Source organism: Caulobacter segnis, assembly GCF_029543125.1.
GTDB classification, from domain to species: Bacteria; Pseudomonadota; Alphaproteobacteria; order Caulobacterales; family Caulobacteraceae; genus Caulobacter; species Caulobacter segnis_D.
In genome coordinates this window covers 439,187-459,546 of sequence record NZ_JARQWW010000003.1, presented here as the reverse complement: position 1 = coordinate 459,546, position 20,360 = coordinate 439,187, and the positions used below count along the sequence as shown (strand labels likewise).

Below are 20,360 nucleotides of genomic sequence, written 5' to 3'. Positions count from 1 at the left end.
TCATGGCTGCTTCGCGACGTCTAAGCGTCCTGGCCGGACAGCATCGGATGACACTCGATGTCGCGCGTGTGCGCGAGGTCCTCGATCTTCCGGAGATGACGACGCTGCCCAACGGGCCGCCTGCAGCATTGGGGCTGGCCGTGCTGCGAGGCGAGCTGACGCCCGTTGTCGACCTGGCGCGCCTCATCGACGGATGCGTCAGCACCGGCGGCAGCCGGCTTGTGGTTCTCGTCGAACCGCGCGTCGGATTGGTGATCGACGAGGTGGAGGCGCTCATGGAAGCCGGCGATGACGCCTCGTGCAGTGTCGAGACAGACGGCGTGACACGCCCGTTCGATCTTGAGCGTGTGTTGGGCGAGGCGTTCGATCAAGCTTGGCGCCAAGCGCGGACGGCCAAATGATCAAGGTGCTCATCGTCGATGACTCACCGCTGATGCGTCGCGTGCTGGGTGAGATCTTGTCAGAGGCGGAGGGCTTTGAACTGGCCTTCGCGCGCGACGGCATTGAAGCGCTGCAAATGGCGGACGCCTTCTCGCCGGACGTCATCACTCTCGACGTTCAGATGCCGCGCCTGGATGGACTGCAGGTTCTGGAGCGGCTCATGGTCGAGCGGCCCAGACCTGTGGTGATGGTCTCCTCGCTCACCCAGCAAGGCGCTGAAACCACGTTGAACGCGCTTGAGCGCGGCGCGATCGACTTTGTTCCCAAGCCCGGGGGACCGGCCAGCCTGCACATCGATGAGCTGGCGCCTCTGGTGGTGGACAAGGTGCGCGCGGCTGCCGCGGCGCAGCCGAAGCGGGCAAGAGCCTTGCAAAGCACCTCCGTCAGGGGCCGCCCCCGGAAAACCGCCAGCCTTGCGCGGCGCAGGACGTTCAGCCTCGACACCGGTCCGGGCCTGATCATCGTAGGCGCCTCCACGGGCGGGCCGCCCGCGCTTGAGGCCGTGCTCGGCGGACTGCCTGAAGATCTGCCCTGGCCCGTCGTCGTGGCTCAGCACATGCCCGCCGCCTTCACAGGGTCGCTTGCGCGGCGTCTGGACGGTCTTTGCGAGCTTCAGGTTCTGGAGGTCATCGCCCCCACCGTACTCGAGACAGGGCGCGTCTATATCGCCCGCGGCGACGCCGACATGATCGTTTCGCGACGTGGCGAGAGCCTCGTCGCCCTCCCCGCTCCTTCCGACCGCGCGCTCCGCTGGCACCCCAGCGTCGACCGCCTCGCCGCCTCCGCCCTGGCTAACCTTGACGCCTCAAAACTCATCGGCGTCCTCCTCACAGGCATGGGCGACGACGGCGCAGCGAGCCTGGCCGCCATCCGCCAGGCCGGCGGACGCACGATCGCACAGTCACAGGAAAGCGCGGTCGTCTGGGGCATGCCGGGCGTTCTGGCGCGCCTCGGCGGCGCCGATGAGATTCTCGACCTGGAGAAAATGGCCGATCAGATCGTCGATTGGATTTCTGCGTCATGAGCGGCCATCTGTCTGCTCCTGACCTGACACGGCTTTGTGGCGAGATGCTGCGCTGGACAGGCATGAACTTCGGCGAGTCGCGACGCTACTACGTTGAGCGCCGCGTCTTCAGCCGCATGGATGCAGTGGGCGACCAAGTCTTCGACAACTACTTCGCCCGCCTGGCCCGCGACCCTGGCGAACGCGAGAACCTGATCAACGCCTTCACCGTCAATGAAACCTACTTCTATCGCGAAGAGCACCAGTTCGCCTGCATGGTGAACGATCTGCTCCCCGACATCGCCGCCACACGGCGGCCGGGGGACAAAATCCGCATCTGGTCGGCGCCCTGCTCTACCGGCGAAGAAGCCTACTCCATCGCCCTGTGGCTTTTGGACAACTGGCGGATGGTCGATGCCTACAATGTGGAGATCGTCGGCTCGGACATAGACACCGACGCGCTCGAGGCCGCCCGTGCCGGCCTCTATGGCGAACGCGCCTTGGCCCGCCTCCCGGAACCGGCTCTGGAGACCTACTTCGAGCCGCTGCGCCGACACAGGCGCAAGATCATCGACGACCTGCGCGAGTCTGTGACCTTCACCTTCGCCAACCTTATCGACGCCGCCAGCCTCCAGCGCCAAGGTCTGTTCGACATCATCTTCTGCCGCAACGTGCTGATCTATTTCGATGAGGCCGCGCGGCAAAAGGCGGCGGACAACCTTTATGACCGCCTGGCGCCGGGCGGCTATGTCTGTCTTGGCCACAGCGAGGCGATGACCCGCATCAACGACCGGTTCGTCACGCGCCGCTTCAAGGACGCCACCGTCTACCAGCGGGCGGTGCGGTGATGGACGCCCTTCTGGAGCAGTTCCTGATCGAGGGGCGCGACCAGCGGCGTGAGGCTGCCCGCGCGCTCGAGCGCCTGTCCGTCGCCGCCGACGACGCCCACGCGCTGGAGGCCTGCTTTCGGGCGGTTCATACGCTCAAAGGCTCCACCGGCCTGTTTGATCTGGCGCCGATGGGCCAGATGCTGCACGTAGCTGAAGACCGCCTTGAGGCGGCGCGCAAGACCGGCCTCCTCCAAAGGGCTGATCAACTCCCTCTTCTTCGCATCGTCGATCTCATCGAGGACTGGCTCGAGCATCTGGCGGCCTATGGCGCCTTGCCCGCCGACGCAGCCGAACGCGCCGCAGACGCCGGCTCGACGCTGACCCGCGCAGGGCGCTACGACGACCTCACTCGGCCCGGCGTGACGCGCATTCATTACGTTCCGCGTGAGGACGCCTATTTCGCCGGCGACGACCCCCTGGCGATCATCAAGGCCGTGCCGCATCTGACTGCTCTGCGGATCAGCCTTCGTGATCAAGCCTCGGGCGCGCTCTACGACCCCTTTCATTGCCGCCTCGTCCTCGACGCCGCCTCCAGCGCTCCGCCGGAGGTGATCGCAAAGGCGCTGGCCCTTGTGGCCGATCAGGTCGACCTGACGACGAGCGCCATGCCAGAAGCCGGGGCTCTGGAGGCTGCGTCTCTGGAGCCCGGGGCGCCGGAGGCTCGCTCGCCCGAAAGTCAGGCCGCACGCACGGTGCGCCTGTCCGCCGAGCGGCTGGACGAGATGGCCCGATTGACCGAGGAGCTCACCGCGGCGCGCAACGGCCTCATGGATCTAGCGCGTCAGGTGGAGCATCTGCCTGGCGGTCATGACCTCGCAAGCGGCCTGTCCGCAAGGCTGGGCCGGGTGGATCGCCTGTCCGAAGAACTGCGCGCGGTGATCGGTCAGGCGCGGCTGGTTCCTCTGTCCGGACTGCTCGAGCGCTTGCCCCGCGTCGTCCGCTCCTTGTCGCAAACCCTGAACAAACCCGCCGCCCTCACGCTTTCGGGCGGTGCGTTGGAGTTGGATCGCAGTGTCGTGGACGGACTGTTCGATCCGCTTTTGCACATTTTGCGCAACGCCATGGATCATGGCCTTGAGCCTGCGTCCGAGCGCGCAGCCAGCGGCAAGCCTCAGATGGGCGCTTTGCATGTTGTGGCCCGCCGTCAGGCGGGCGAAGTCGCCATCGACATCAAGGACGACGGCGCTGGCGTGAACCTGGGCGCCATCCGCGCGCGAGCTGTGGCGCGAGGCGTGCTCGACGCGCGCAGCGCCGATCAGCTCGATCCGGACGCCTTGTTAGAGCTGATCTTCCATCCTGGCTTCACCACCGCTCGCACGGCTGGCGCCATCTCGGGGCGAGGCGTGGGAATGGATGCGGTGCGCGCCGCAATCGCTCAGTTGGGAGGACGCGTGCAGGTGCGCAGCACCACGGGTCAGGGCACAACGATCACGCTGATCATGCCGGCCTCCATCATGCTGACGCCGTTGGCGCTCGTGGTGTGCGGCCAGGCGCGCTACGCTGTTCCTCTGGCCGCGGTGGAAAGGAGCGCCCGGATCGACAGCGGACAAGCGGCCGACGCCGTTCATTTGGCCGATCTTGTGGGCGCCCAGCGCCGATCGGGCTCAACCACGCTGACGGTTCTGCAGCTGCAACGCGGCGCCCTGTTGGTCGTAGACGGCGTGATCGGGCGGCTCGATGCTGCGGTGAAACCCCTGACAGGTCTGATGGCGGGAGCTCCAGGCTTCGTCGGCTCGGTCACCACGGCCGACGGGCTTGCGCTGCTGGTCCTTGATGTGGAGAGCCTGGCGCGATGAGCATCATCGAGGACGGCGCAAATATCCGGCTTGAAGGCCTGTGTCGGGTGGAGGACGCAGAGCCCCTGACAGTGCTGCTACAAAGCGGCCGGTTCGAGACTGTAGACATTTCATCATGTGACGGCCTGCATAGTGCGGTGACGCAAGCGTTGCTCGTCTTTGGTCCCACCATCATCGGCGAGGCGGCCGATCCCTTTGTCCGGGACTGGATCGCCCCTGCCCTGCGAGCACAACGACAGCCCGACCAGGGCGAGGTATAGGTCGGCCGAAGATCGGCCAAAGGAGCAACAAATCATGGGGACGACTGTTCTCATCGTCGATGACAGCAAGCTTGCGCGGATCGTGGTGTCCAAGGCGCTCGACGCCCTGCAGCCCGACTGGGCCCGCATCGAAGCCGCCAGCGCTGAAGACGCCTTGCAAGTGATCGGCGCCGAGCAGGTGGACGTGGTCATGATCGATTACAACATGCCTGGGCGAGACGGTCTGTCTCTGGCCGAGGAGCTGCGTGAGAAGTATCCGCAGATGCCGATCGCCGTCGCGACCGCCAATATTCAAGATGAGATCGTGGCGCGCGCGCGCGCCGCCAATGCGACCTTCATCCCGAAGCCTGTCACTGAAGACAGCCTTCGCGGCTTCATCTCGGGCGCCGCACTGCGCCTCAAGGCCGCCCGGTGATGGCGCAGGGGCAGATCGAACTGGAGGTTCTTGAGCGCGACGCGCTCACCGAACTGGTCAATATCGGCGTCAGCCGCGCCGCCGCCAGTCTGCGCAAGATGGTCGGCGAACAGGTCCTCCTCTCGGTTCCTTCCGTCGAGGTGGTCAGCCGTACTGGCGCCGCCGCCCTGATCCGCGAGCGCGAGCATGGCGAGCTCGTCGCCGTTCGTCAGGACTTCGAAGGCGTCTTCTCCGGGCGGGCCCTGCTGATTTTCCCGCAGGCCAACAGCTTGTCTCTGGTTCACGCGGTGAGCGGCGGCGCCCTGTCGCCGCAAGAAACGGCCGAGATGGAGCAAGAAGCCCTGGCCGAGACCGGTAATGTGGTTCTCAACAGCTGCTTGGCGACCATGGCCAACATGCTGCAGGAGCCCCTGACCATGTCGCTGCCCGAAGTGATCCGCGGCGACGGCCTGGTGCTCTTCAACAGCAGCACCCAGCCCGGCGAGGAAGGTGTGGTGCTCTTCCTTTACATCAACTTCGCGATCAACGACCGCGACATCCGTGGCTACATCGCCATGCTGATGGACCTGCCCTCCCTGGAGGCCCTGCGGAGACTGATCGCAGACTTCATCGCCCGTGTGACCGCCGACTGACCATGGTCCAAAGCGAAGCTCCCGTGCAGGAAAGCGACGCCGCCCGCCAGGCGGACGCCGTCGCGCGGCTGCGCGCCCTCGGCGGCCCGCTGTTTGACGCCTTCTCAGCCAGCGGCGCCGCCTTATGCGTCAGCGATCCGAGCCGCACAGGCGAGCCTATCGTCTTCGCCAACGCCGCGTTCGAAGCTTTGACAGGCCACAAAGCCGTTGATCTGGCCGGCCAGAGCGCGCGCATCCTGCTGAGCGACGCCAGTGACCCGGCGGTCGTCGCAGCGCTCGAAGAGGACCTCGAGAGGACCAAGAGCGCGCGCAGCGACATCCAGTTGCGCCATGGAGACGGTACGCCGTTCTGGTGCCGGCTGGCGGTCACCCGCCTCGTCGACGAGGTTGATCAGACCGCCTTCCACCTTTCGATCCTGTCGCCCATCCCGCCAGAACAGATAGAACCTCATCCCCCGCAGGAGGCAGCTGGAACGGGCGCTCGCCTCGGTCGGCCGATCACGGGCGGCGCCGGCGCCTGGGAATGGGACATCGCCTCGAACGTGCTGGTGGCGGACGTCCGTTTCGCCGCTCTTTACGGCCTTGATCCGGCCAAGGCGGCGGCGGGCCTTCCGGCAAGCGCGTTCTACGAGCCGATGCATCCCGACGATGTTCTGCGCATGAAGATCGCGGTGGCCGGGATGATGAACGGCGCCGAAGTCTTTGCACGCGACTATCGGATCGTCGGCCCGGACGGCGCCCTTCGTTGGGTCTCCGCTCGTGGGCGCACATGGCTGGATGAAGGCGACCGCCCGATCCGCTTCTCGGGCGTGCTTGCCGATATAACTGATCAGAAGCGTGTCGAAGAGCGTCTTCGCGTCGCCCAATCGGCCGGCGGCGTCGGCACTTTTGAGTATCTGAGCGGCTTTGGCACCGTGGAGGTGTCAGAGCAGTTTTGCCGCTTGTTGGGGCTTCACCCGGCCGACAGCCTGCCTGTGCGTACGATCAACAGCCTGGTTCATGCCGACGACCCGCCCCTGATAGGCAACTGGAGCGAGGCCGACGTCACTCAGAAGGCTGTCCGGATCCGACGCGCCAATGATGGTCAGGAGCGCTGGCTGACGGTTCGCGGCGAGCATCAGGCACACGCCGCCGGCGACGGCGGCAGCTTCACGGGCGTCATCTACGACGTCACCGACGCCAAGCTCGCCGAGGCCAGACTGCGGATTCTGACTGAAAGTCTGGAAGAGAGCATCGTCGAACGGACCCAGGAGCGTGACCGCATCTGGAATCTATCGCGCGACCTCTTGTTCGTAGCCTCCAACCAGGGACGCTTCACAGCGCTCAATCCCGCTTGGTCGACGGTTCTGGGTAAGGACCACAACGATCTGCTGGGCGCCATGGTCACCGCGCTCATCCACCCCGATGACGCCGAGGCGGCGCGCAGCCATCTGCGCGCCGCCGCCAGTCAAGGGATCGCCGCTGAATTTGATTGCCGAATGCTCGGGCCTGACGGCGACTGGCGATGGATCAGCTGGACCGTGACGGGTGAAGCCGGCGCGATCTTCGGCTCGGGTCGCGATCTGACCCAGAGACGGGCGCTTGAGGACCAGCTGCGCCAAAGCCAGAAGATGGAGGCGGTGGGCCAGCTCACCGGCGGCATCGCCCACGATTTCAACAATATGCTGACCGGTATTCTTGGCGGCATCGACATGGTGCGAAAGCGACTGCAGACGGGCCGCCCGCAAGACGCCGAGCGGTTCCTGGAGGCGGCGTCTCAATCTGGTCAGCGCGCAGCCGCCCTGACCCACCGCCTGCTCGCCTTCTCGCGCCGGCAATCCCTGGACACCCGTGCGACCGACGTCGGGGCGCTTGTGGCCTCCATGAGCGAGCTGATGTCGCGCACCATGGGCGAACAGGTCGTGGTCGAGACCAGCCTGCCGGCAGAGCTGTGGCACGCCGCCGCCGATCCCAGTCAGCTGGAAAGCGCGATCCTGAATCTCGCCATCAATGCTCGCGACGCCATGCCGAGGGGCGGACGGCTGGCGATCAGCGTCGCCAACCGCACGCTTGGCGCAAGCGATCTTGATCCCGCCGAGGCGGCCAAGCCGGGCGAGTATGTCGAGGTTTCAGTCTCCGACACCGGCATGGGGATGTCGCGTGACGTGGTCGCCAAGGTGTTCGAGCCCTTCTACACCACCAAGCCTATCGGCCAGGGCACCGGCCTGGGTCTTTCGATGATCTATGGCTACATGCAGCAGTTGAACGGCGCGGTCCGCATCGACAGCCTCGAAGGAAAGGGCACCACCGTGCGCCTGCTGCTGCCGCGTCACAGCGGCGCTGTGGAGACGCCGTCGGCGCCTGCAGGCACGCCGCAACAGGGGCGCGGCGAGACCGTGCTTGTGGTGGAGGACGACCCGTCAGTGCGCCTGCTCGTCCTCCAGGTCCTCCAGGAGCTCGGCTATCGCGGGCTGGAGGCGCCCGACGCCGACCACGCCCTGCCCCTCCTCGCCAGCCAGGACAAGATCGATCTTCTGGTCACCGATGTGGGCCTGCCCGGGCTGAACGGGCGCCAGCTCGCCGAGATCGCCCGGGAAAGCCGCCCCGGCCTGCCGGTATTGTTCATCACCGGCTATGCGCTCGCCGCGGTGGATCAGACGACATTCCTGGACGCCGGGATGCAGATGATCACCAAGCCTTTCGATATCGACGAGCTTGGCCACCGCATTGGCGCCATGATCGCGCCGTCCTTGAATTGAGGACGCTTCTCCAGCGTACTTCACATGAGCTGCCCACACGTTCTCCGGCTGCTTCACAGCCGGATGAACTGCTGACTGGTCGCTTCAAATCTCAATGAGAGCGATCACCGGAACGTCATCGTGCTCGCAAGATCCGCCGGCAAGGCGCGATGAAGCTCCGCGTGCCGGCGCGCCCGCTGCGTGTCTCAATCCCATGGCGCTCCCTCAAATGCCCTCAGGGTCATTCCTGTGAGTACGAACGCGGGCCGCTATCATCCCGAAGAGCCCGAAGCCTTGCGCTAGATTGCGCCCGGCAAGCCCTCAAGGCGCCCAAGATCGAGGCGGTATGGCGGTCCGGCCGCCCGGCGGACGGGCGCCGAAATCGCCTCTGTGAAAGGAGGCTCGCGCGGCTTGCAGGATTTTTTGGCGCCGTTTCGGCGAACATGTTCACGATAGTATACGATGACTGCTTCGCGCACCGGGGAAGCTGGGACGACGATGCAGGTCACGACAGTTCGCCAGGTGAGGCTTTTGCGGCGTCAGCCGTCCTTAGTTGCATGCCCCAAGACGTAGACAGGCTCATTCCTTGATCGCCATCGTGAGGACCGCGCTCACGCGGCCGTTGACCTTCATCGTCATGGCGATCCTGATCACCATCATCGGGATTTTGGCGGCGCTGCGTACGCCCATCGACATCTTCCCGGCGATCAAGGTGCCCGTGGTCGGGGTCGCCTGGCAGTACCAGGGCCTGTCGCCCCAGGAGATGGCCGGCCGGATCATCACGCCGTACGAACGCACCCTGACCACGGCGGTGAACAACATCGAACACGTGGAAAGCCAGGCCATGCCGGGCATCGGCGTGGTCAAGGTCTTCCTGCAGCCCGGGGCCGATGTCCGCACCGCCACCGCCCAGATCACGGCGGTCTCGCAAAGTGTGCTGCGTCAGATGCCTCCGGGCGTTCAGCCGCCGCTGATCATCAACTACGACGCCTCTACCGTCCCGATCCTGCAATTGGCCCTGGCCGGCAAGGGCATGTCGGAAGGCCAGCTCTTCGACCTGGGCCAGAACCAGATCCGTCCGATCCTCGTCACCGTGCCGGGGGCGGCGATCCCCCTTCCCTCCGGCGGGCGTCAGCGCCAGGTCCAGATCGATCTGGACCCCCAGGCGCTGCAGTCCAAGGGCCTGTCAGCCCAGGACGTCAGCCTGGCCATCGCCGCACAGATGCAGATCAATCCGGCGGGCTTCGCCAAGATCGGCACCTACCAGTACGCGGTGAAGCTGAACAACGCTCCGGCTTCGATCAAGGACATGAACGACCTGCCGGTGAAGGTGGTCGACGGCGCGACCATCTATCTGCGCGACGTGGCCTTCGTGCGCGATGGCTCGGCGCAACAGACCAACGTGGTGCATGTGGACGGCGGCCGGTCTGTCGTCGTGACCATCCTGAAGAACGGCGCGACCTCGACCCTGGCCATCGTCGACGGGATCAAGGGCATGCTGCCCAAGCTGCAGGAGACGCTGCCCGAGGAACTGAAGATCGTTCCCATAGGCGACCAATCCGTCTTCGTTCGCGCCGCGGTCGAGGCCGTTATGCACGAAGGGGTGATCGCCGCCGCCCTCACCTCTCTGATGATCCTGTTGTTCCTCGGCTCCTGGCGCTCGACGGCGATCATCGCCGTTTCGATCCCGCTGGCGGTTCTGGCTGCCATCGCGGCGTTGGCGGCGACAGGCAATACCCTGAACATCATGACCCTGGGCGGCCTCAGCCTCGCCGTCGGCATCCTGGTCGACGACGCAACGGTCACGATCGAGAACATCAACTGGCACCTGGAGCAAGGAAAGCCGGTTCGTCAGGCGATCCTCGACGGGGCTCAGCAGATCGTCGTGCCAGCCTTTGTGTCCCTGCTCTGCATCTGCATTGTTTTCGTGCCTATGTTCTTCCTGCCCGGCGTGGCGGGCTTCCTCTTCGTACCCATGGCCCTGGCCGTGATCTTCGCCATGGCGGCGTCGTTCGTCCTGTCGCGCACCCTGGTGCCGACGCTGTCGATGTACTTGCTGAAGCCGCATGTGCATGGGGGCGTGCATGATCCCGCAACGCCGCCGGCCAATCCGTTCGTGCGGTTCCAACGCGGTTTCGAGCGCCGGTTCGAGGCCTTCCGCACGACCTATGGGCAGGCGCTGGAGAAGATTCTCGCGGCTCCCCGCCCCTTCACCCTGATCTTCATCGGCGTCGTGCTGGCGTCGCTACTGCTCACGCCGTTCCTGGGGCGCAACTTCTTCCCGGCGGTGGATGCAGGCGCCATGGCGATCCACGTGCGTGCGCCGGTGGGGTCGCGGCTGGAGGAGACCTCCGCCCACTTCGACCGGATCACCCGCAAGATCCGCCAGATCGTTCCTCAGGACGACGTGCTGTCGATCGTCGACAACATCGGCCTGCCGGTCAGCTCGATCAATGCGATCTACAACAACTCCGGCACCATCGGCCCGCAGGACGGCGACATCCTGGTGCAGCTGGCCAAGGGCCATCAGCCGACGGAGGAGTATGTCCGCAAGCTGCGCGAAGAACTGCCCCGCGCCTTCCCCGGCACGCAGTTCGCCTTCCTGCCAGCCGACATCACCAGCCAGATCCTCAACTTCGGCACGCCGGCCCCCATCGACATCCAGATCGTGGGCCGCAACAGCGCCGCCAACGAGGCCTACGCCCGCAAGATCCTGCGGCGTATCACGGCCATTCCCGGCGTCGCCGATGCGCGCATCCAGCAGTCCTCGCGCTATCCGCAGCTCAATGTGAACGTGGATCGCAGCCGCATCGGGCAATTCGGTCTGACGGAAAGAGACGTCACCGCCAGCGTGGCGACCTCGCTCGCCGGCACGGGCCAAACCGCGCCGGTGTTCTTCCTGAACCCGGAGAACGGCGTGTCCTATTCCGTGGTGGCGCAGGCGGCGGAGCATCGGGTGAGCACGCTCGACGACCTGATGAATCTGCCGGTGACGGGCACGGGCGCCGGCCAGACGTCACAGCTCTTGGGCGGCATCGGCGAGGTCACGCGCAGCAATTCGGCGGCGTTGGTCTCGCACTACAACATCGCCAACATGACCAATATCTACGCCGCCACAAACGGGCGCGATCTGGGTGCGGTGGCGGACGACATCAAGGCGGTGCTGAAGGACCTGGAGAAGGAAGCGCCCAAGGGCAGCACGGTCACACTGCGCGGCCAATATCAGACCATGAGCACGGCCTTCACTTGGTTGGGCTTTGGCCTGATCGGGGCGATCGTGCTGATCTACCTGCTAGTGGTGGTGAATTTCCAAAGCTGGCTCGACGCCTTCGTCATCATCATGGCTCTGCCCGGCGCCATCGCCGGCATCGTCTGGATCCTCTTCCTTACCGGCACGACGCTGTCGGTGCCGGCCCTGACCGGCGCGATCATGTGCATGGGGGTGGCGACCGCCAACTCCGTGCTGCTGGTCAGCTTCGCCAAGGAACGTTTCGCCGTGGTCGGGAACGCCGTCCAGGCGGCGTTGGAGGCCGGCATGGTACGCTTCCGCCCCGTGCTGATGACGGCCCTGGCCATGATCATCGGCATGGCCCCCATGGCCATCGGCATGGGTGAAGGGGGCGAGCAGAACGCGCCGCTCGGTCGGGCGGTGATCGGTGGCCTGATCGTCGCTACTTTCGCGACCCTGCTGTTCGTGCCGGTCGTGTTTTCTATCGTGAACCGTCGCCGCGAGCCCGGCGCGGTTATGGAGCAAGCGGATGCTTAAGCCCGACAACAGCCGGCAGACGCGGTGGATGATCATCGCCGGCGTCATCGCCGTGGTGGCCGTCGGGACCGGCGTCGCCTTGCGGATGAACCAGCAGCGTAAGCTGGCCGCCTGGACGGCGGACCAGGCCGTGCCGACGGTTACCGTCATCCACCCCAAGGCGGCGGACGCCAGCGATGTACTGCGGCTGCCCGCCACGCTCCAGGCGCTCAACACCGCGCCGATCTATGCCCGGACGAGCGGCTATGTGCGCAGTTGGGCGGTCGATATCGGGCAGACCGTGCGGGAGGGCCAGGTGCTGGCGATCCTCGATGCGCCGGAAGTTGAGCAGCAACTGATCGCCGCACGCGCCGAGCTGCAGACGGCCCAGGCCAACAGGCAGCTTGCGGCGACGACCGCCGAGCGCTGGAACGCCATGGTCGCCAAGGACGCCGTGTCCCGACAGGCGGCGGATGAAAAGCTGGGCGATCTGGCCGCCCGGACCGCGGCGGCGGATGCGGCCCGCGCCAATGTGGCCCGTCTTGAAGCCCTGATGGGGTTCACGCGTCTCGTGGCGCCCTTCGACGGGGTCGTCACCACGCGCAACGCTCAGATCGGCGCCTTGGTCGCGGCAGGAGCGGCGGGGTCGCCTCCCCTCTTCACCGTCTCAGACGTCAGCCGAATCCGCGCCTTCGTCCGGGTGCCGCAGCTCTACGCTGCGCGGGTGAAGCCGGGTCAGCAGGTGGCGCTCAACCTGCCCGAATATCCCGGCCGCGATTTTACGGCCTTGGTGACGCGCGACGCGGGCGCCGTGGAGCCGTCGTCCGGCACGGTGCTCGTCGAATTGCAGGCCGCCAACGCCGATCGAGCCCTGAAACCCGGCGCCTTCGCCCAGGCCGAGTTCACCATCACCGGGGCCGCGAGTGCGGTCACCTTGCCCCCCAGCGCTCTGATCATCGGCGCTGACGGCGCTCAGGTGGCGCTGCGCGGCGCCAATGGGCGCGCGGTGCTGCGCAAGGTCTCAATCGGCCGCGACCACGGCGCTACCGTGGAGATCGCCGCGGGCCTCACCGCCAAGGATGACGTGATCGACAACCCGCCCGAAGCGCTTCAGGACGGCGATCCGGTGCGCCTGGCCAAGAGCGCCGAGCAATGAGGTTAAGCTCGGCGCTGCTAGCCGCCAGCCTGTTGCTGGGCGCGGTCCCAGCCATCGCCGCGCCCTATGCGCCGCCCGCCATCCAGATCGGCCAGGCGTTCAAGGAAGGCGGCGCCTGGGTTCCGGCCGGCGGCGCTGTTGCCTCGCCAGCGGATCGCTGGTGGGAGATGTTTGGCGATCCCACCCTCAGCGGGCTTGAAGCGCGGATCGAGAGCGCCAATCCCTCCCTGGCCGCAGCCGCCGCCCGATACACCGAAGCCTCCGCCGCTCTGGCGCGAGCGCGGGGCGGCTTCTGGCCTTCGATCGGCGTGGGGGGGGCCGCGGAACGGAACCGGCTTTCGGCCGGCCGGCCCCAGGCGAACAACTCCGTCACCTACAACGACGCCTCAGTCGGCGCGTCCTTGAGCTACGAGCTCGATCTGTTCGGCCGCATCCGGGGCCAGTCACGGCAGGCCAGAGCTTTGGCTGAAGCCGCCGGCCATGACCTCGCCGCCGTAAGGCTTGGGCTGCAGATGCAGCTGGCGGCGGCCTATTTCGAGCTGCGTGGCCTTGATGCCCGCGCTGAGCTTCTCGACGTCACGGTCGAAGCCTATCAGCGGGCCTTCGACCTGACCTCGACCCGTCACGATGGCGGTCTGGCGTCGGGGGTCGAAGTGGCCCAGGCGCAGAGCCAGCTTTCCACCGCCCGGGCGGAGGTGGAGGCGGTGGCCGCACGCCGGGCCGAAGCCGAGCACGCCGTGGCCATTCTGATCGGCGAGGTCCCCGGCGTCTTCAGCCTGGCCGCCTCCAGCCTTCAGCCCCCTGCGCCCGCCGTGCCGGTCAGCCTGCCTTCCGCCGTGCTGGAGCGCCGCCCCGACATCCAGGCGGCCGAGCGACGCGTGGCCGCCGCCAACGCCGCCATCGGCGTGGCGAGGACAGCCTACTTTCCGAGCATCACCCTAGGCGCCGCGGCCGGCTTCCAGACCAGCCATGGCGAGTTGCTGACGACGCCGAACCGCTATTGGGCGCTAGGTCCGCTTTCGGCCGCCGCCATCCTGTTCGACGGCGGACGACGCCGCGCCGGCGTGCGCATCAGCCAGGCTCAATATGACGAGGCCGCGGCGGACTACCGTCAGACGGTCCTGACCGCCTTTGGCGAGGTCGAGGACGATCTTGTTTCAGCGCGCCGCATGGCCGCCCAGATCACCCATCAGACGACCGCGACCGAAGCCGCACGGCGGGCGGAGGAGATCGCCCTAGATCGGTATCGCGACGGCGCCGCCGACTATGTGGAGGTCGTGACCGCCCAGACCGCTTCGCTGGCCGCGCAAAGCGCCCTGATCGAGCTGCGCACTCGCCAGTTGATCCTGGCCGCGGACCTTGTCCGCGCGCAAGGCGGGCTGACGCCAGCCGCCGATCCGGCGCCTTAAGGGTAGGTGATCTTGAACTGTCGGATCACGGTGGAGCCGCCGAGGCCCGACGCGGTCCAGTAGACGCCACCGCCACCGAAGCTGTTCTGGGTGATCCTGCCGTCCAGGCTCAAGGTCTCGCCGTCCACCGTATTGGCCCCTTGAACGGAGACCTTGTCGCCGCGCACGGAGATCTTGATGGTGGTCGATGGCTTGAAGACGCCCGTCAGCTGCTGCGCGTCGTCCAGCGGCTGACCCTTGCCGTCGACGATCCGGTAAAGCTGGAACATCGTCGCCGTGGCCGACTGGGTCGTGCGCCACATGCGCAGGGCATAACCGGTCTGGGTCTTCGGATCATACTTGAACAGGATGTCGCCGCGCGGCCCCTTGGCGTCCTCGGGCGATCCCGGGATCGAGAAGCCCTGCCCTTCCCCCTTATCCGGGTCCAGGGTCACCGTGAGGTCCATATCGCCCACGGGCCGATCCGCGCCATAGATCGCGGTGCTGATCTTCGGTCCCACGCGCAGGCCCCAACGACCGTTGTCGCTCTGCGGCTCGACGACCGACCAGGCGCCGGTCAGCGACCAGAGGCCACCTTTCTGGGGCAAATCAACGGCTTCGACGAAGGAGCGGAAGTCAGGATCGACCCCGCCAGCCGACACGTCGCGCGCAGCAACCGGGTTGGCGCTGACGACGCTGACGGAAGGGCCCGCCTCGCTCAGGTCATGCTTCGGCGCGATCTCGGCGCGCAGGTAGCCGCCAATCATGCCTGCTGTCAGCGGCAGCCGCTTCAGAGGCTCGCCGCCTCGCGACACCGCAACCGGGCGCGATGATCCGCAGGCGCGATCGTCACACAATGACCAGCTCACCAGAGACTGATCCCGCCGACGCGGCGACAGGTTCAGGCCGTAGTTCACCGAAAGGACCCCACCCGAAGGCGACGACATTCTTGGCGCGGAGGTGAACGTCGGCGACGGGCCATAGGCGGGCTCTACACGGACATGAGCGGTGGCCTTCATGCCGTTGGCCGCGATCGCATCGACCGCCACCATCTCAACCTGGTCGGTCGTGTTGGCGCCGGAGACCGTGATCTCGCGCCCTTCTACAGCGCTGAGCTTCACGAGCTTGGACCGCGTGGACCAGCGGATGGGCTGTGACTGCGCCGCCGCCGGCTGGACGTTCACCGAAAGCACCGCGCCCTTCTCACCGGTGCGGATGCGCGAGGCTTCGCCGTTCATGACCATGCGGAACACCGAAGGCTGCTCGCCCGCGTGCTTCTCGCGCACGCCCGCCGGATCCCAGCCGTCCTCAACGCCCTCCGGCGTCGCGCGCAGGATGTTCCAGGGATTGAAGGCCTTCGCCTCCTCGGCCGACAGCTCACGGGACAGGACCCGGCGCTCGGACCCGACGATGCTGTCGATGATCTCCGCCGGCCGACCGTCGACATGACGCGTCCGGTACGTCAGGGAATAGGCGCCTGCGTGTTCCGGCGCCTTCCAGGCGTACCAGGCCACCTGGGTGTTCGGCAGGACGGAGTCTATCAGCGCCACCGGCGGGCCGCTGATCTTGTAGAACTGCATGGGCTTTTCGGCCTTGAAGACCGTGCGGATGAAGGTCACGCCGCTGGCCCACATCACGCCGCCGCCGTTGATGAAGTGGACCTCGGAATCCTCCCACACGCTGGCCGCGCCGCCACCGATGAAGTCGTCGGTTCCCTCCACATAGACGTGGGTGAAGTAGGAGCGCTTGGTGCGGGTGAAGAGCGTGTCCAGGCGGCTGAGGATGGCCACGTGGGAATAGACGTGCCGGTCGCCCTTGGCCTCCAGGGCCACGGCCTGGGTGATGACGTCCGAGCGCTTCTTCAGGCTCTTCGACGGGTCGCCTGGATAGTCGTAGTCGGTGTTGCAGTAGTTAAGGATCGTCAGATTGATCGCCGAGAAGCCGTCGGCGTCGACGATCATGGTGAAGCCGTTGTTCGACGCGCCCAGCACGCCCGCGCCTTGCTGGTTGCCCCGATTGTCGGCCAGCACCACCTTGCGGCGGTCGTCGGTCAGGCCGAGCAGCGTGATGTTCGGCTTGGTGATGACGAGGCCCGGCGTCAGGTTCTTGCCGGGCAGCAGATAGACGTCTGGCCTGATGCCGATCACCGTCGGCTTGCCGGGCGTGCCCGCCGGAGCCGCGGCATAAGCCGCCTCGACCGTACGATAGCGCCGGGCGGCGGGATCTTCAGGCAGCGAGGCGTCGACGAGATAGTCGTACCGCTCGTTGCGGGTGTCGAAGACCACGCCGGTGTAGCCATTGATGTGGCCCATGCCCACCAGGGTGTCCTGGGCATGGATCGCGGCAGGCGCGAGCGCGAGGAGCAGGCCGAAGCTCAGACCAGCAATTGGTTTCATCAGCATGCCCCCCTCACCCGTTCTAGTTCGGACGGCCGGTCGTCATGCCCAGCCGATAGGGCGTCGCCGGCGCCGGGATCGGCGCGGGACGCTCGGTGGGGATCAGCCGCGCCGCCCCCTCCAGCCCCTTGCCCGTGACGTTGTCGACGGCCAGCTTGGGGCCGCTGAAGACGTTCACATTGATGTTCTCCAGCGTCACGTTGCGAGCATTGGCCAGGGTGATGCCACGGCCCGCCGTGCCCTTCACATCCCGGAAGACGAAGCCGTCCAGCGGCTTGTCGGGATGGACCTGAACGCCCTCCACCAGCACCGGCACGTCTTTGACCGTGATGCGCTCGAAGACGAAGTTGCGGACCGTCGGAACACCGTCCATGCCCGGCACCGGGAACTGGTCCTGCTTGCCGCTGTCGAGGAAGTTGAAGCGCAGGAAGCCGTAGCCGGCGTTCTCCACCTCCAGGTCGCGCATCACGATGTCCTCGATGAAGGCGCCCCGGCCCGGCCGGCTTTTGATGTAGATGGCGAAGGTGTGGGCGGCCAGGCACTTGCAGCGCTCCACCAGCACGCGGCGAATGCCGGCCGACGTCTCGCTGCCGATGCCGATACAGGCCCACCGGCGGTCGCGGAACACGCAATCGGTGATGGTCACGTCCTCGGTCGGCCGGGCGATGACGTTGCCTTCCATGCCGCGCCCGGACTTCAGCGAGATGCAGTCATCGACCGTGTCGAAATCGCACTTGTCGATGACCACGCGGCGGCAGGAGTCCACGTCGATGCCGTCGGCCGCGCCCTTCACCGTCATGTTGCGGAAGATCACGTCCTCGCAATAGACTGGGTGGATCGACCACATGTCGTTCTGCTCGGTCCACACGTCGGTGACGCTGAGGCCCTGAACCTCGACGAACTCCAGCAGCGCCGGATGGCGCAGGCCGGTCTTCTCCTCCAGGCGCTTGTGAATATCCTTGGACGCCAGGATCTTGCCCTTGCCGGTGATGGCGACATTCTTGGCGTCCTGAGCCCAGACAAGGCCGATATAGCCTGGCACCCAACGGCCCTCCCAGCGCACCTGGATTACCGGGTAGTCGGCCACGTCGGAAGAGCCCTGCAACACAGCGCCTTCCTCGATACGCAGGGTGGTGTTGGAGCCGATGCGCACAGCACCGACCAGGAAGGTCCCGCCGCTCAGGACCACCTCGCCGCCGCCGAGCACGGCGCAGCGGTCGAGCGACTGCTGAACGGCATGGGTGTCGTTGGTCTTGCCGTCCGCCTTGGCGCCCCAATCGCGGGGGTCGATCCGCACACCGGTCTTGGCCGGCTTGAACGCGGCGGGCAAAGCCGGCGGCGTCGGGCCCTTGGCGCTCTGAGCGTTGGCGATGGCCGGGGCCAAGGCCGCGCCGACGACGCCGAGACCCGCGGCGCCCAGGAACGCGCGGCGGCTGGACTGGGCCGAAGAAGTGGAGGAGTTACGCATGGCGACGGCTTTCTCGGACTAAGGCAGGACTAGGGGATCGCGGGCGCCGCGTGACGCCCAGCGGACGGTGGCCGGCTTGGCGCGGAACAGCGCCTCGAACTGACCCTGGCGCAGGGTCTCGCCCACGCCGTTTTCGGGATTGATCCAGGTGACCGGGCGCGAGCCGAGCGAAGTGGTCAGGTCGATCAGGTCGTACTTGCGAAGGACTCCAAAAGGCAGAACCTCAGGCAGATCACGCTGGATCGGACGGTCGACCGCGAAACGATAGCTGGCCAGGGCGCCGTCTAGGGTGAGGCTGGTGATGCGTTCATCGAGCACCGCGGCGTGCAAAGCCGCTGGGGCCATGGCGCCGAGCGCATAGACCGCCACCCCCGACTGCACATCATCACGCTGGCTGAGGACTGCGACGGCGCCAGTCACGTCATCCGTGCGCAGGCCAAGCACGCTTTCGCCCGCCAGCATCGCCCGCAGGGACAGCAGGTTCCAGTCGCCAAGCAGCGCTGACTTGATCTCCTCCGTGCCGCCGGAACCGCGCGCCGGCAGCTCCATGACCAGCCATCCGTTGGCGGCCAGGGCGTCGGTCTGCGCACGGGCGGCGGCCAGCTGCTCAGGACGGCCGGTGATCAGCAGCGCGCGCTTCCTGCCGCCGCCCTGCGTTCCGGTCAGGCGGCAGTGGAGATCGCCAGCGGGAGAGCCGCTGAGCACGCAAGTCCCCTGCCCGGCGCTCAGCTTGATGGCTGGCGTGCGGGCGTTCGTGACTGCGCGGATATCGGCGCGCAGGCGGTCGAGCGGAATCGCCGTCTTGGCGGCCGGAGCGACCTTTGCAGCGCGGGCCTGGTTAACCTGCTGCAGGGTCACGCCCTTCAGGGCGGTGGAGACCTGCCCCGTGGCCGTGACCAGATTGTCTTCCGGGCGTGGCGGACGGATGTCCACGAAGGGCCGCAGCGTGGTGTCGTTGTTCAGCCAGCGGCTGAAGAAGCCCACGATCTTGTCGCCCACAGGCGCCAGATTGCCGTGACCGCCCGGGCCGGTGATCCAGCTGATGCGGTCCTGGGCGCCGTAGAGCCCCCAGATGCGGCGCGCCTCTTCATAAGCCGTGCGCGCGCCCTCGAACGGGAAGAAGTCGGCTTCTGTCGATACGATGGCGTAGGGCCTGGGCGCGGCCAGCTCCACCCAGTCCGGCACGTCGAGGCCGGCGGCAATGAATCCGGGCGGAGACTGCTCCGCTTCCTGCGGGCCGGGGCCGGCAAGTACGTGGCGGAAGGTGTTGACGTAGCAGGCCGAAGCCGCCGCCTTCACCCGCTCGTCTAGGGCGGTGAGAAAGGCTGTGACCGTCCCGCCGCCCGAACAGCCCAGCGCGCCAAGCCGCGCGCCGTCCACGTCTGCGCGGGCCTGCAGATAGTCGAGCCCGCGCATGGCGTCCCAGATGAAGTAGCGCGAGACGTGGTCCCCCACCGGCACGGTCTGCCAGTAGGCCATGGAATGCTCGCCAGTCGGACGGCCGACCTTGGACTCGCCGAGTTCGGGATCGTAGTGCTGGAGCCGCTCGCCCATGCCGATCTCGTCATAGATCAGAGCCAGGATTCCAGCCTTGGCGAGGTTGCCGCCGAAGCGGTCGCCGGCCTTGCCGTCCGGCGAGTGGCCCGGCGTGATCAGGACGGCGGGAAATGGCCCCTTGCCGGCGGTGGGCACATAGACATTCGCGGTCACGAAGTAGCCCGGGAGGCTTTCGTAAACGACCTTCTCCACCCGATAGCCGTCGGCCTGATAGCCGCCGGTCATGCGCGCCTTCAACGGCGTGCGCTCGGCCGGCAGGCCGCCGATCAGGTCCAGGATCGTCTGGCGCAGCTTGGCCTTGCGGGCGTCCATCTTGGCAGAGGTGTCGACAGCGGCCAGCTCCGCCTCGCGCGCCTTGAGCTGGCTGTCCGCCAGGCCGTCGATGTAACGAATGAGCTGATCACGACCGGTGGGCTCGGCCGCGTGAGCGCCGCCGGCCAGTAGAGCGAGCAGCGAAAGACCTGCGGCGAATGTCCTGATCTTCATGACTTTTCCC

General features: G+C 66.7%; 14 protein-coding genes. 11 read left to right on the top strand and 3 right to left on the bottom strand.

The features are described from left to right. The first annotated feature begins 2 nt into the window (after window positions 1-2). The 11 genes from P7B02_RS11300 to P7B02_RS11250 all read left to right on the top strand — a co-directional run bounded on the left by P7B02_RS11300 (window position 3) and on the right by P7B02_RS11250 (window position 14,464). Window positions 3-401 carry a chemotaxis protein CheW gene (locus P7B02_RS11300; RefSeq protein WP_277786445.1) on the top strand — a complete coding sequence of 133 codons (399 nt, stop codon included), beginning with the start codon at window positions 3-5 and terminating at the stop codon, window positions 399-401. After that, entirely contained in the window at window positions 398-1,465 is a 1,068-nt protein-coding gene (cheB, locus tag P7B02_RS11295) for a chemotaxis-specific protein-glutamate methyltransferase CheB (RefSeq protein ID WP_277786444.1), read from the top strand. Before P7B02_RS11300 ends, cheB begins: the two co-directional genes overlap by 4 nt. Further along, window positions 1,462-2,292, top strand: coding sequence for a CheR family methyltransferase (locus tag P7B02_RS11290; protein WP_277786443.1), 831 nt, complete (start codon window positions 1,462-1,464; stop codon window positions 2,290-2,292). The genes cheB and P7B02_RS11290 overlap by 4 nt, the downstream gene beginning before the upstream one ends. Next, on the top strand, window positions 2,292-4,130 hold the full coding sequence (locus tag P7B02_RS11285; RefSeq protein WP_277786442.1) for a chemotaxis protein CheA: 1,839 nt from the start codon (window positions 2,292-2,294) through the stop codon (window positions 4,128-4,130). Before P7B02_RS11290 ends, P7B02_RS11285 begins: the two co-directional genes overlap by 1 nt. Next, the gene (locus tag P7B02_RS11280) at window positions 4,127-4,390 is read left to right on the top strand and encodes a hypothetical protein (protein ID WP_277786441.1); all 264 of its coding nucleotides are present in this window, start codon (window positions 4,127-4,129) and stop codon (window positions 4,388-4,390) included. Before P7B02_RS11285 ends, P7B02_RS11280 begins: the two co-directional genes overlap by 4 nt. Before the next feature lie 34 nt (window positions 4,391-4,424). After that, window positions 4,425-4,805, top strand: coding sequence for a response regulator transcription factor (locus P7B02_RS11275; protein ID WP_277786440.1), 381 nt, complete (start codon window positions 4,425-4,427; stop codon window positions 4,803-4,805). Continuing rightward, the gene (locus P7B02_RS11270) at window positions 4,805-5,437 is read left to right on the top strand and encodes a chemotaxis protein CheX (RefSeq protein ID WP_277786439.1); all 633 of its coding nucleotides are present in this window, start codon (window positions 4,805-4,807) and stop codon (window positions 5,435-5,437) included. Before P7B02_RS11275 ends, P7B02_RS11270 begins: the two co-directional genes overlap by 1 nt. A gap of 2 nt (window positions 5,438-5,439) precedes the next feature. Further along, window positions 5,440-8,175 (top strand): hybrid sensor histidine kinase/response regulator, encoded by a 2,736-nt coding sequence (locus tag P7B02_RS11265; RefSeq protein WP_277786438.1) that lies wholly within the window; start codon window positions 5,440-5,442, stop codon window positions 8,173-8,175. Between the two features lie 577 nt (window positions 8,176-8,752). Beyond that, the gene (locus tag P7B02_RS11260) at window positions 8,753-11,920 is read left to right on the top strand and encodes an efflux RND transporter permease subunit (RefSeq protein ID WP_277786437.1); all 3,168 of its coding nucleotides are present in this window, start codon (window positions 8,753-8,755) and stop codon (window positions 11,918-11,920) included. Beyond that, window positions 11,913-13,055, top strand: coding sequence for an efflux RND transporter periplasmic adaptor subunit (locus P7B02_RS11255; RefSeq protein ID WP_277786436.1), 1,143 nt, complete (start codon window positions 11,913-11,915; stop codon window positions 13,053-13,055). Before P7B02_RS11260 ends, P7B02_RS11255 begins: the two co-directional genes overlap by 8 nt. Then, window positions 13,052-14,464, top strand: coding sequence for an efflux transporter outer membrane subunit (locus P7B02_RS11250; RefSeq protein WP_277786435.1), 1,413 nt, complete (start codon window positions 13,052-13,054; stop codon window positions 14,462-14,464). Before P7B02_RS11255 ends, P7B02_RS11250 begins: the two co-directional genes overlap by 4 nt. On the opposite strand, the gene P7B02_RS11245 is transcribed toward P7B02_RS11250, so the two are convergent. From P7B02_RS11245 to P7B02_RS11235, 3 genes are read right to left on the bottom strand one after another with little or no spacing between them, the layout of a single operon-like run. Further along, window positions 14,461-16,839 (bottom strand): pectinesterase family protein, encoded by a 2,379-nt coding sequence (locus P7B02_RS11245; RefSeq protein WP_277786434.1) that lies wholly within the window; start codon window positions 16,837-16,839, stop codon window positions 14,461-14,463. The genes P7B02_RS11250 and P7B02_RS11245 overlap by 4 nt on opposite strands. Window positions 16,840-16,861: 22 nt before the next feature. Then, on the bottom strand, window positions 16,862-18,307 hold the full coding sequence (locus tag P7B02_RS11240; RefSeq protein ID WP_277786433.1) for a glycoside hydrolase family 28 protein: 1,446 nt from the start codon (window positions 18,305-18,307) through the stop codon (window positions 16,862-16,864). Between the two features lie 18 nt (window positions 18,308-18,325). Continuing rightward, window positions 18,326-20,350, bottom strand: a complete 2,025-nt coding sequence (locus P7B02_RS11235; RefSeq protein ID WP_277786432.1) for an alpha/beta hydrolase — start codon at window positions 20,348-20,350, stop codon at window positions 18,326-18,328. Window positions 20,351-20,360: the final 10 nt, after the last annotated feature.

Coding starts and splice junctions, on each gene's coding strand:
- P7B02_RS11300 (WP_277786445.1), top strand. CDS start 3: ATGGCTGCTTCGCGACGTCTAAGCGTCCTGGCCGGACAGCATCGGATG.
- cheB (WP_277786444.1), top strand. CDS start 398: ATGATCAAGGTGCTCATCGTCGATGACTCACCGCTGATGCGTCGCGTG.
- P7B02_RS11290 (WP_277786443.1), top strand. CDS start 1,462: ATGAGCGGCCATCTGTCTGCTCCTGACCTGACACGGCTTTGTGGCGAG.
- P7B02_RS11285 (WP_277786442.1), top strand. CDS start 2,292: ATGGACGCCCTTCTGGAGCAGTTCCTGATCGAGGGGCGCGACCAGCGG.
- P7B02_RS11280 (WP_277786441.1), top strand. CDS start 4,127: ATGAGCATCATCGAGGACGGCGCAAATATCCGGCTTGAAGGCCTGTGT.
- P7B02_RS11275 (WP_277786440.1), top strand. CDS start 4,425: ATGGGGACGACTGTTCTCATCGTCGATGACAGCAAGCTTGCGCGGATC.
- P7B02_RS11270 (WP_277786439.1), top strand. CDS start 4,805: ATGGCGCAGGGGCAGATCGAACTGGAGGTTCTTGAGCGCGACGCGCTC.
- P7B02_RS11265 (WP_277786438.1), top strand. CDS start 5,440: ATGGTCCAAAGCGAAGCTCCCGTGCAGGAAAGCGACGCCGCCCGCCAG.
- P7B02_RS11255 (WP_277786436.1), top strand. CDS start 11,913: ATGCTTAAGCCCGACAACAGCCGGCAGACGCGGTGGATGATCATCGCC.
- P7B02_RS11250 (WP_277786435.1), top strand. CDS start 13,052: ATGAGGTTAAGCTCGGCGCTGCTAGCCGCCAGCCTGTTGCTGGGCGCG.
- P7B02_RS11245 (WP_277786434.1), bottom strand. CDS start 16,839: ATGAAACCAATTGCTGGTCTGAGCTTCGGCCTGCTCCTCGCGCTCGCG.
- P7B02_RS11240 (WP_277786433.1), bottom strand. CDS start 18,307: ATGCGTAACTCCTCCACTTCTTCGGCCCAGTCCAGCCGCCGCGCGTTC.
- P7B02_RS11235 (WP_277786432.1), bottom strand. CDS start 20,350: ATGAAGATCAGGACATTCGCCGCAGGTCTTTCGCTGCTCGCTCTACTG.